Below are 11,347 nucleotides of genomic sequence, written 5' to 3'. Positions count from 1 at the left end.
TTGAATAAAAGTGAGTAAAAAGAACAAACACACTCGGAATACTGTTGTAACAAGTTTCTAAGTGGTAAGAATATATATTGTTATAAGATAAGAGTCATTTTACACAGAGACATAAACTCATGTGCCCATTCTAAATTTTTTAGATTGTGTTAGAAAACGGATGATATACTGGACTACAGTGAATTAATTACATCAAAGGAAGGATGGTTGAACGATGATGCGATCCTTTCGTTTCAATGGCAGCCGGATTCTGAAAACCGGCATCGCTATCTTTTTGACAGCCGTCATTTGCGAATGGTTCGGCTGGCCGCCTGTCTTTGCGGTCATCACGGCCATCGTGACGATCGAACCGACGGTCAGCGATTCGATCAAAAAGGGGCTGGTCCGGTTCCCGGCATCGGCCATCGGTTCGGCCTTCGCGGTTCTCTTTATCACGCTCTTCGGGAATTCTCCGATCACCTATACACTCGCTGCGGTGGCCACGATTCTCGTCTGCTACCGGCTCAATCTGCATGCCGGCCTGCTCGTCGCCACATTGACTTCTGTTGCGATGGTGGAAGTCATCCACGACCATGTGCTAATTTCTTTCTTCATCCGGTTGGGGACGACAACGATCGGCTTGCTCGTGTCGACAGCGGTTAACATGCTCGTCTTCCCGCCCAACTACAGTACCGATATCCTGAAAAGCATCCATAGCATCAGCGCGCGTGCAGGAAGCCTGCTGGAACATACCTTCCGCACCATCCTCTTCGATGGAGATGCGAACCTTCAGGAAGACAAGAAAATTGTGAAGCAGCTGACGACGGAAATCCAGAAGACCGAGAAACTGGTCCATTACCAGCGTGATGAAGCGAGCCTGTACCCTTGGGTCCGCAACCGGGAAGCCGAGCTTCGGGTGGCGGAGAGGCAATTGCTGTTTCTGGACAATTTCGAGTACCATTTGAATGCCCTGCTCCGCGTCCCGCTGCAGGACATCAAATGGACAGCAGGCGAGCGGGAGATAATCATGCACGCCGTTACGGCGCTTGCGGACGACTTGCGGCATGCCGTTCATTACGATCACGAAAAGCACCAGGACGAATTGAAGAGAATCACGGATCTCTTCTGGGAAAACAGCAAGCGGGTGCCGGCAAACGATGCGCTGCACCCCACCCTCTTTCCGCCGGAGTTCACGATCCTCTACGAGCTCATGACGATTTATGATTTGGTCGATAAGTTTTTTGATCCGAATAGCGTGAAGGCCGTAGAGAAAGCGTAAAAATCATAGGATCAATTAATTTTGCGATGCACAAAAGCCGCGCCAGAACTGAACAGTTCTGGCGCGGCTTTTTTGAATTCATAAGGATCGTTCCCTTATGCTTGTGGTGAACAGACGAAGCCACACAAGAAAAACTCCTGATTTCATTGAAGTGGCTGCTGCGGTACGCACTTGCCGTAGCTTTCCGTGCATAAGACGCGATTTTCATCAAAATGATACAGTATCTGTGGAAGTCTCTTGTCTGGTTTTGGCCAGAATAACATTCGATAAGGCAAATCCTGCTGCTACAGCAATCACCATTGTAATCAACGAACCGACCAAAGCGAGTTTAACCGCCATCAGGAAAAGGATTCCCACAACTAGCATGGACATGACGGAAACCGAATTCCACAGCACCCGGTCTCTCACCTTATTCATTAAGCCAACGGAAGGAACAGCTTCCGTCTCCGCTTCTGCAGCGGCCAGAATCCCTTTCAGTCGGCGAAGGTTGATGACCGGACCCAAAAAACTGGTGCCAAGAAGCGTAGCTAAGGACACATTGATCCATGCCGTTCCCCAGCCCCAAGTGGAAAAGACGAGGTACAGGGCAGGCGCCAGTATCAACAGCGTACTCATCGGAAACAATCCGTCCGTCTTTACTGCAAGCCCTGACCAGCGCTTGACGTTTTCCGTGTCTTTTGACTGCAGCAAAGAAAGCATCGCTAATGCCAGAATCGCAATGGCCATGAACATGATCACCGCACCTAGTATATGGAGAAACAATACAACATTGTAAAGCATCGTGTTTTTCCTCTTCTCCGGTTAAGTCATCGAGAATTTGGTTTCGTTTCCGCTGGCTGTGGTGACTAGCAGCTCTTTATGACCCTTTCTACTGTGCATTCCCCTTTCTATTGGTGGTCTTTTACCGCATAAGTTCTTGCCCTCTCGATAATTTCGTAATCAGTATACGCCTTTTCAAAATAAAAAACTATAAGATTTCTAAAAATTTAGAATTCATTACATTAATCATGCAAACAACGATTTAATGGAGTTTTCCAATCCTTCATTTATTCAAGTTCCAAATCGAAGCATTCAAGCCCATGGTTCCGTATATCACCCAAGCGATATACGGAACCATGAGCGTGCCAGCCGTTCGGTCGTATTGGTAAAATTCATACGTTGTCCAGGTGATGGCGGCGAGCATCAACACCATCTCCGCAAGCGCCGTGCCGCGCAGCCCCCATTTGAAGAAAAGGAACGACCACAGGAAGTTCAGTCCCAGCTGGAGATTGTAGGGGACAAGCACTTTATCTTCCTCGTTTTTCAATGCGGCTTTTTGGGCCGCCCGGTATTTCGCCACTCCCATTGAAGTGTAAAGAGCGGTCCATGCCACGGGAAGGATCCAGGGTGGTGGGGAAAATGAAGGCTTTTTCAATTCATCGTACTCTTCTTGGGTACTGCGGTTGGCAAACGCGCCGGCCAATGACCCGCCGACCGTCGGCACCAAGATACTCAACGCCAGTTTTCCGGAGTTGATCTTACCGTTCACTTTGAAGAATTCTATGCTCATTTCCTCCTTCGAATTCGTTTGTCGAAAGGGTCTTGCAACCAACCACTCAGCCATTCGGTCCTTTAGAAAAGGATACCCTTTTTCCGATCCAGCAGAACATACCCCGCTCTCCTCTTAACACAAAAATACAGAACTCTGCGGTGTTTCTCCGCAAAGTTCTGTATTTCGCATTCTCTAAAACTTGCCCGCCAACGGATTAGAGGGCCTTCAGCTTATAGACTTCCCGCTTGGAAACCAGGTCCGCCGTGTTCGTGCGGTATTCCTGGTAATGAGGCGAGCCGACATGGCTCTCCAACGCATCGTTGTCTTTCCATGTTTCGTGGAGGACGAATGTGCCGTCTTCGATGGATTGGTGGAGATCATAGTTCAGGCAGCCCGCTTCTGCACGGGAACCTTCCTGCACTTTGACCAATTCCGCCAACAATTGTTCTTCCATGTTTTCCTTCGCTTTCAGGATTGCCGTAATTACGATAGGCTCCATCGCTCAGTTCACCTGCTTGTTTCGTTTATCCAGCGCTTTCACCAATTCTTCGGCTAACGCTTCAGAAGAAAACGGATCGCGCCCGGTCACCAATTGCTCATTGCCCCATACCACTTTTTGGTCTGAGGAATAATTGGCGATTTCGTCCATTTTGCCTTCCAGGCTGAACGGCAGGATCTCAGGTAGCCCTTCCGGTTCAACCGCTTCAGGATAGCCGGTTACGTCCAAGCCCTCGATGATGCTTTTGCCGTCCGGACGCTTCGTCCAGATCAACGGCGCCGGTCCGTGGCAAACGGCTGATACGATGTTTCCGTTGTCGTAAACGGAATTGATAATGTTGTGCAGCGTCCCGTTTTCAGCCAGGTCATACATTGCGCCGTGGCCGCCGACGATGAACACCGCGTCATACTCTTCTGCATTCACATCCGAAAGTTTCTTGGTATCGTCCGCCAACCCTGATTCATACATTTTTTTGTATTTGCCTTCCGGGTCGTAGTCTTCACTGATGCTGGCCTGGTCAAGCGTCGGCTTGCCGCCCTTTGGCGACGCCAGGTCCACTTGGTGTCCCGCTTTCTGCAAGATCTCCATCGGCGCAAACAGTTCTTCCGCCCACCAGCCGGTTTCGTAGTTGTTTTCCGTGTCCGTGTGTCCGCTTGATAAAACTGCTAATACTTTTGCCATGTTGAGTTTCCTCCTCTGATTTATAAATCGTCATGACACTAGTTTTTCCCGAATGGTTTCGGGTTCAAACAAACTGACAAGAACGACAACTTCCGTTTCCATTCGTTACTTGCTGCCAAAACAGGCACACAAGCCCTTTAAAAGAAGCTGGTGTGCCTGTTTTATTCCGTATGCCCTTAAACCGACTCTCTCGGGAAAAGAGCCTTATCATTTTTAATGAATCGCCAGACCGCCGCGGCCACAAAAATCACGATGCCCGCGATCAGCAGCCACTGGATGGCCGATGCTAATTCGGGTTTGACCCGTCCGCTTGTATACGAACCGTAGATCCCGAAGAATGCCCATGCCAATGGAAGCGGGAAGACGGCATTTTTGTACCGCGAGATATAAATGAGCACAAACGCGATGGCCACGCCCAAGATGATCAGCGTCCAGACCGAATAGGAAATGCCGAAGCCGCTCCAGTCCAGCTGCACCAACAGCAGCGCCGTGTTGACGACGGTCGCGATGGTCACCCACGCCGCGTAAAGCGTGAAGCTGATCCCTGCCAAAGTCGACGGCACTTGGAAGCGGTGCGTATAAATTTTCCCGATGATGACGAGCAATGAGAACAGGAGGCCAATAATCAAAATCGTCGAGATGAAGAGCCCTTCATACGAGAACGCGACGATCCAAGCCATGTTGAATACCGAACTCAAAATAAACCACGGCGAGAATATCAGGGCGAGCTTGCTGACTCCCGCATCTTTCCGTTTGACGAACAAATAGACCAGCGTAATCAGCACCAGCGTATAAATGACGCCCCAAATCGAAAACGTGAACGGTGCCGGAGAAATGAGCGTCATGTATTCGTCGGAGATGTCCTTCTGGCTGTTCCCCGCGAAAAAGCCGGATGAGCCAAGGTAATTGACGCCGAGCGTCACAAAATAAAAAACCAGATTCAATATAGTGAATAACGTTACTTTTTTCTGCGCGCTTCCCTCCACAATGAACCCATCCTTTCGTTATTCTTGTGGCCCAATGCTTTTCATCAGCATTTTACAATCGTCCGTCCGAGGTGCTGGCCGTTCTTGATGGCGTCAATCGTGCCAGGTACTTCTTCAAGCGAGATCTCATCCACCAATGTCGTTCCGGCAATGTTCCAGTCCTTCGCCATCTTCTCCCAAATCGCCGGGCGCTTGTCGATCGGCACATTGACCGAGTCGATGCCGAGCAAGTTGATGCCGCGCAGGATGAACGGCAACACCGTCGCCTTCAGCTCAATCCCGGCTGCCATTCCGCACGTGCTTATGCTGCCGCCGTAGGACAGCTGCGGAATCACTACAGAAGTGACGTACCCGCCGACCGTATCCAAGACGTAATCGAATTTTTCCTTGTTCAACGGCTTTTTCAGCTCGCCCAAATCATCCGGGAAAATGGCGCTATGCGCGCCGAGCGTTTTCGACACGTCCACTTGATGGTCTTTGCGGACCAAAGCCGTAATGTTCCGGTAGCCGATCTTCTCGAGCATCTGCACCGCAATGCTGCCGACGCCGCCTGTCGAACCGGTCACCAGGATTCTCGGATTCTGTTCCGGATCCATGCCGTTCTTCTCCAAAGCCAGGATCGACAAGGCAGCCGTAAATCCGGCGGTCCCGAAGACCATCGCATCGCGCAGGCTTAACCCTTCCGGCAACGCCACCACCCAATCCGCAGGCACCCGTGCGTATTCGGCGAAGCCGCCCGTATGGCTCATGCCCATTTCGAATCCGGTGACGATGACTTCCTGTCCTTCCTGGAAACGGGAATCGCCCGACTCGACCACTGTGCCGCTCAAATCAATTCCGGGAATCATTGGGTAGTTCCGAATCACGCCGCCTTTTTTCTGCACCGCGAGCATGTCCTTGTAATTGATCGACGAATACGCCACTTTGATCGTGACGTTCCCTTCTGACAACTGTGCCTCACCGACCTGTTCCACGCCGAAAACCACTTCTTCTCCCTGCTCTTTCACTACAATCGCTTTAAATGAATCCATCCGTATATCCCTCCTCTCTTATCTCTTCCCGTAATGGCTTCGCAGCCAAACTGTTTTCCAGTAAAACCCTGCTGGTGAAAATAAAAAACACATCCGCCATTTTGTTGCAGCGGGTGTGTCGTTGGTTGAAGGATTTATGAGTGTATCGTTTCAAAGTTGGCACAGAAGCGATTCAGTTCGTTAACGCAATCTTGATGTGTTCCAAATGATGCTCTTCGTGCCAGCACAGTTTTGCGAGTTTCGTCGCGACGCTGATCTCGCCGTTCGTTTCATGGGTGAAGACGCGCTTCAGTTGGTCGTCCGTCACATGTTTTCCGATGGCGACGATGCGTTCATTCAAGCCTTCCAGAATGCGAACCGAGCTTTCCACCGGCAGTTCGTTGTCCGGAAGTTCCGCCCATTTTTCCTGGTCGAAAGGCGGGACCGTCGGATTGTCATCTGTCAACGCCAGCCGCAGGCGCTGATACATCGTCAGCTGCGAATCGGCGATATGGTGCACGAGCTGTCGCACCGTCCAGCTGCCTTCCCGGTACCGCTTGCCGAGCTGTTCGTCGTCCAAGCCATCGACCACGTTTCTCAAGCGTGTCGTGTAGGTGCCGATTTTCCCGAGCCATTCTTGCACATGTTCAGTTGTTACGTGTTCAGGAACTTCCAATTTTCCAATAGGGAATTGCACATCCATTTGTCCAACCTCTTTCCTTATCCGTATTTGTGAACCATCGCATTCAGGCTCAATATATCAATGGGCTGATGTTTTGTAAACTGGAGCCTTGAGCGTTTACTTCAAAATCCCCTTCGCCTTCGCTTCCTTCAACCACATCGGAAACTCATTCAACAGCTGGTCGTACAATTCCGCGTCCGATACTTGGCTGATATCGTTGAGATGGAAAAAGTTCGCGTTGTCGACGACGCGCCCTTCCATGGTATCGAGCTTTCTGAGGACATCGAAGTTCGAGTCGCCAATCCCGACAAACTGCCAGAAGATCGGCTGGTTTGATGATTCCACGATGAACTTCTTGATCCCTGGCTTGCAGCCGCCGTCGTTGATGAAGACGAGGAACACCGGCTCGCCGCTCGGATCCTGTTTCGTATACTTGCGGATCACGTCTTCCATCACTTTCGGTTCGTCGTTGCGGCCGAATTTGTGGACGCCCGAGTTCGACAGGATATTCTTTTCCACATAGCCCATGAACGTGGACTCAGTCGCTGCCGGTAGCCGCGAGAATTCGTTGTCGTAGACCCAGACATCCAGCTCGCCGTCATCATCGAATTGGCTCGCGACCGCGAGCACCCGCTCCACCACATCCTGCACGACGCCTTCGTTGTACAATTTCCGCATCGAACCTGAAATATCCAGCACCACGCCGACTCTGGCCGAAACCCCGGTCAACTTCTTCTTCTCCAGAACGATCGTTGCCGCTTTTTTCTTCAACGTGATTCCGCTGATCTTCTCTTCTTGTTCCGGCTTCTTAAACAGTTTATCGAATAAACCCAAGACGTACGCCCCCTGTATGCTTCTTTTTCTAAAGTATAGCTTCTTAGAGAGCTTAATGACAGTGAATCCCTATATATGTAAAGTATTAGGCATAAAAACTATGGTTACGTTACAGGCTTTCTCCTTTTTCGGCTGTCCCAAAAAAAGCTACAAATCCAAAGGGGTTTATTTTTCCATAGGGTCGTTTCGGTTCATTGTAGATTGGGTACCTAGGGGGCAACTACAAATTCAGGAGGAATGAGCCGTGAAGAAGAAGAAATGGGTTCCCATGTTGCTGGCAGTCGGGTTATTGGTCGTCTCTCCCCTATCTTTTCAGCCAGCGGAAGCTACAAGCCATTCAACTGCAGCCAAGGAATACAAGCTGCCAGCCAAGCTTGCGAATCTCATGAACATCGCTCCGGAGCATCAGTTTACGCTGCGCAAAGGAAGCACACGGCTTGAAGTGAAACTCCTCCAGTGGACGTTGAATCATTATGGCTTGAAAACGGCGGTTGATGCCGTTTTTGGAACGGCCACCGACAAGAACGTCCGGCAATACCAGAAAGATAAAGGCTTAAAAGTCGACGGCATTGTCGGCGTAAATACATGGGCCGCACTATACGCGGAACATAAAAAACCAACAGATCCAGAAGAAGAACTCCCGGCCGAGCTGAGAAATTTGATGGACATCGCACCGGAACATCAGTTTACGCTGCGCGAAGGAAGCAATCGGATGGAAGTGCTGCTTCTCCAATGGACATTGAACCAGTACGGATTAAAAACAGCGGTGGATGGAGTCTTTGGACCCGAAACCAAAAGAAATGTCCAGCAGTACCAGAGGGACAAAGGCTTGAAAGTTGATGGCATTGTCGGCGTGAATACGTGGGTTGCTATATACAGGGAACATCAATAAGATTTATTTCCACAGGAAACTCGTTTAAACTTTATGCACTGCGCTCCATCATAAGGCATGCCCACCCGAAAAATCGGGCGGGCATTTTTCATTTAAACATAGGGTTTCCCAAGGCCGCAATTTCTCAAGACCTTCTATCCAATACCTTCTTCCCTTTCACTAATAACCAGATAGCGAATGCTAATTCCGCTAGAATAGGTACCACAAAGACGATCAGTGAAAAGATTCCAATAAAATCGGTATAGTTAGATAACAGTACCCTCAAGATATTGTCGATAAAGTAACCCACCCCTGCAAGCAGCATCAAAATCCCGAATAGTCTAGGAATAAAAAGGGACTTGAACATGAGGTAGCCGAGCAAAAGCAAATGCAAGCCGAAAAATACAAGGCCAATAGTCCATGCATTATTAATCGCATCAAGGAACATCATTACTTCGAAGCCTATCTGATTTGGTTCAATGGCTTCCAAGCGGGCATCATCAATCAAAAAATGTGAAATGTTTAAAAAGTTGAAGAGGGCAGCGGAAGACATTGCTACATAGACCACCCGGAACAAAATCACCAGCAATGCAACATTCTTATTTACTGGTTTCAGCAGAACATAAAGGGCCCAGGCGATAACGAGATCCAGAATAGTCATGACGATAAAACCGAGAACCCCAAAGCGGAAAAGCAAATCATTGGCTGTGATATTACTTACGGTTGCGGTTGCATCATCCGGTACCAATAATCCCCCCATTACAAAAATATTCGCAAACAGCCCTGATACCCCTGCTAGCAATAAGCTGACCCCTGCAACTCTTGCGTAAAAAGACAATGGTTTTTCAGCAATGCCGCTGCTCATCTTTCTCCCTCCGATTTTTCGTATTTGATTCAATTTGTGTGGCTGGAATTGAGATTATTCTATGTAAAATAAAAGGACAATCAGAGAGATTATGTCTTATTGATAAAAACCTTATATTTATCAGATTTTTCTGAAATATTATAGATTCATTCTATATCTATTGGGTTTTTTTAGCAATGCCAAATGCTTTCTGCTGCAATAATCATCTTACTTCTTAAATAGAATAAAAAACTGCTTGAATTGTGTTCACCACAGAGTCGCTTTTTCACTAACTTTACTTCCTGCTTTTTCGAACTTCCTGCATTTTACTGGTTTCCACGAGTTCTCATTTCGTCCCTGTGTACGGAACAATTATGGATATTTCCTGATGCCCATAAACATGTAAAAGCCACCCTCGAACCGGCTAGTTTCATTGAGGATGGCTGTTAAGCTATGCAATTGTCTTGAATAAATTAAAGCTTTCCCTACACAGGGTCTCATTTATGAGTTTTTTATACAGGAAGCAATCATGGCTAACGGATCCAAATAATTCCAATCAAAAATTTATCCACCCTAGTATTTACCTTCCAAATTATGTTATAGTCATCTTTAGAAAATAGCAATATAGATCTAGCTAGAGAGAAAACAGGGGGAAATATGAAATGAGTGTTTTATTTGGTTTATTGATGCTGCTTGGCTTGCTGGCTTTTGCTGCGAGCATCGTGATGTTGCTCGTCCGTGCTTTGTTCAAAAAAGGGCTGACTCTTAAGCAAGCGGGCCTTGCGGCAGGTATTTCATTTGCCGTGATCATCGGTTCTGGTATCGGCTTCGGATCGACAGCAGACGAAGTTGAAACGGCAGCCGACGTCGAAAGTGAACAGATGGAAGCCCAGAAAGAACAAGCGGCCGCGGAAAAAGCCGAAGAACAGCGCCTTGCCCAGGAAGAAGTTGAGAAACAGGCAGAGCTCGAAAAGGAAAAAGAAGAAGCACGTCTGGCGATAGAAAAAGAAGCTGAAGAAAAAGCGGCGGCTGAGAAGCTGGCGAACGAGAAGGCAGCTGCAGAAAAAGCGAAGGCTGAAGCGCTTGCGAAAGAGAAAGCGGCGCAGGAACTGGCTGAGAAAGAAAAAGCAGCAGCCCAACAAAAGAATGAACTGTTCGCCGGTTACGAATTGATCGAAGTTGATGGCGGTGATTTGTCTGGAACCCGCGAAGCTAACATCGTCGTTGATATCGGGTTTGGGGACCGTGAATACTGGGCCTTTACGAATGAACACGGACAACTCGTACGTGTCGTGGCTGAAGAAATCATTGTACAGGACGACAATAGCGAACCTGTAACGTCGAACGGCAGATATTACTCAGATGAAGCGAAGGTTCCGGGCGTCGAAAGCGACATGTTAGACGAAGGGCATGTCATCGCGGATTCGCTCGGCGGCGTGTCGAATGCCTATAACATCACGCCACAGGAAAGCACGCTCAACCGCCATGGCGACCAGGCTTATATGGAAGACGTCATCCGCGATGCTGGCGGCGCGACCGATTTTGAAGCGATCATTACCTACTCGGACACGGACACCCAGGTCCCTTCACATTACCAGTACACGTACACGGTAATGGGCAATGAAGTCGTCGATACATTCGGCAACGTGAACCCGGATGAAGTGAACGCCTCACTCGGGTTGACCGGCAGCGAACCTGCGTCTTCAAGCCCTGCAGCCACAGAAAGTGCCCCAGCGGAAGCACCTCCTGCCAACACAGGCGGCGATGTTTCGAGTGTGGACACGAACGGCAATGGCCAGGTGACGATCCAAGAAGCGAAAGATGCCGGTTTCTCTATGCCGATCATGAGCGATCATTGGCTATATCCTTATATGCGGGATAACGACAACGACGGCATGGTCGGCGAATAAAACCTTGAACGCATTTCGAAAAGAAATCCGCCCTCTCCTAGGAGAAGGCGGATTTTTTGTCTATGTAGAATGCTGTTTGACAAAGAGAAAGGGTTTCTTAAAAGGGTATCCATTATTTACCGTTTTACCAAGCTGTTGAAGGAACAATATTCATTTCCACTTCTGCAGCGGCCCAAGAAATGTTGATCAAGCCGCGTAACCAGTCCTGTTGGAAACTTTTCATCTTCCCAGTTGAGCAGTC

The 11,347-nt window shown here is 48.8% G+C and carries 12 protein-coding genes; 3 read left to right on the top strand and 9 right to left on the bottom strand.

Annotated elements, in window-relative coordinates:
• Positions 1-217 precede the first annotated feature (217 nt).
• On the top strand, positions 218-1,258 hold the full coding sequence (locus ACTL32_RS10400) for an aromatic acid exporter family protein (RefSeq protein ID WP_441341660.1): 1,041 nt from the start codon (positions 218-220) through the stop codon (positions 1,256-1,258).
• A gap of 207 nt (positions 1,259-1,465) precedes the next feature.
• Here the strand turns inward: ACTL32_RS10400 and ACTL32_RS10395 are convergent, their stop codons facing one another.
• From ACTL32_RS10395 to ACTL32_RS10360, 8 genes are all read right to left on the bottom strand, one after another.
• Positions 1,466-2,038: a DUF2269 family protein gene (locus ACTL32_RS10395; protein ID WP_441341407.1), complete on the bottom strand. Its 573-nt coding sequence runs from the start codon at positions 2,036-2,038 to the stop codon at positions 1,466-1,468.
• 262 nt (positions 2,039-2,300) lie between these two features.
• On the bottom strand, positions 2,301-2,807 hold the full coding sequence (locus ACTL32_RS10390; RefSeq protein ID WP_441341406.1) for a TspO/MBR family protein: 507 nt from the start codon (positions 2,805-2,807) through the stop codon (positions 2,301-2,303).
• A 196-nt stretch (positions 2,808-3,003) separates the two neighbouring features.
• Positions 3,004-3,288 (bottom strand): putative quinol monooxygenase, encoded by a 285-nt coding sequence (locus ACTL32_RS10385; RefSeq protein ID WP_441341405.1) that lies wholly within the window; start codon positions 3,286-3,288, stop codon positions 3,004-3,006.
• 3 nt (positions 3,289-3,291) lie between these two features.
• Positions 3,292-3,969 carry a type 1 glutamine amidotransferase domain-containing protein gene (locus tag ACTL32_RS10380; protein WP_441341404.1) on the bottom strand — a complete coding sequence of 226 codons (678 nt, stop codon included), beginning with the start codon at positions 3,967-3,969 and terminating at the stop codon, positions 3,292-3,294.
• A gap of 176 nt (positions 3,970-4,145) precedes the next feature.
• On the bottom strand, positions 4,146-4,955 hold the full coding sequence (locus ACTL32_RS10375) for a TspO/MBR family protein (protein WP_441341403.1): 810 nt from the start codon (positions 4,953-4,955) through the stop codon (positions 4,146-4,148).
• Between the two features lie 44 nt (positions 4,956-4,999).
• A complete protein-coding gene (locus ACTL32_RS10370; RefSeq protein WP_441341402.1) occupies positions 5,000-5,986 on the bottom strand; it encodes a YhdH/YhfP family quinone oxidoreductase in 987 nt (328 codons plus the stop codon).
• Positions 5,987-6,158: 172 nt separating this feature from the next.
• The gene (locus tag ACTL32_RS10365; RefSeq protein ID WP_441341401.1) at positions 6,159-6,668 is read right to left on the bottom strand and encodes a YfiT family bacillithiol transferase; all 510 of its coding nucleotides are present in this window, start codon (positions 6,666-6,668) and stop codon (positions 6,159-6,161) included.
• Between the two features lie 96 nt (positions 6,669-6,764).
• Entirely contained in the window at positions 6,765-7,433 is a 669-nt protein-coding gene (locus ACTL32_RS10360; protein WP_441341659.1) for a vWA domain-containing protein, read from the bottom strand.
• 292 nt (positions 7,434-7,725) lie between these two features.
• On the opposite strand from ACTL32_RS10360, the gene ACTL32_RS10355 reads away from it, so the two are divergent.
• The gene (locus ACTL32_RS10355) at positions 7,726-8,373 is read left to right on the top strand and encodes a peptidoglycan-binding domain-containing protein (protein ID WP_441341400.1); all 648 of its coding nucleotides are present in this window, start codon (positions 7,726-7,728) and stop codon (positions 8,371-8,373) included.
• A 124-nt stretch (positions 8,374-8,497) separates the two neighbouring features.
• On the opposite strand, the gene ACTL32_RS10350 is transcribed toward ACTL32_RS10355, so the two are convergent.
• Entirely contained in the window at positions 8,498-9,217 is a 720-nt protein-coding gene (locus ACTL32_RS10350; protein ID WP_441341399.1) for a DUF4386 domain-containing protein, read from the bottom strand.
• A gap of 641 nt (positions 9,218-9,858) precedes the next feature.
• Between ACTL32_RS10350 and ACTL32_RS10345 the strand changes: the two genes are divergently transcribed.
• Positions 9,859-11,106 (top strand): DNA/RNA non-specific endonuclease, encoded by a 1,248-nt coding sequence (locus ACTL32_RS10345; protein ID WP_441341398.1) that lies wholly within the window; start codon positions 9,859-9,861, stop codon positions 11,104-11,106.
• The last annotated feature ends 241 nt before the right edge of the window (positions 11,107-11,347 follow it).

The organism is Planococcus sp. FY231025 (assembly GCF_052078085.1).
GTDB lineage: Bacteria > Bacillota > Bacilli > Bacillales_A > Planococcaceae > Planococcus.
This window is presented reverse-complemented; position numbering and strand designations above follow the sequence as displayed.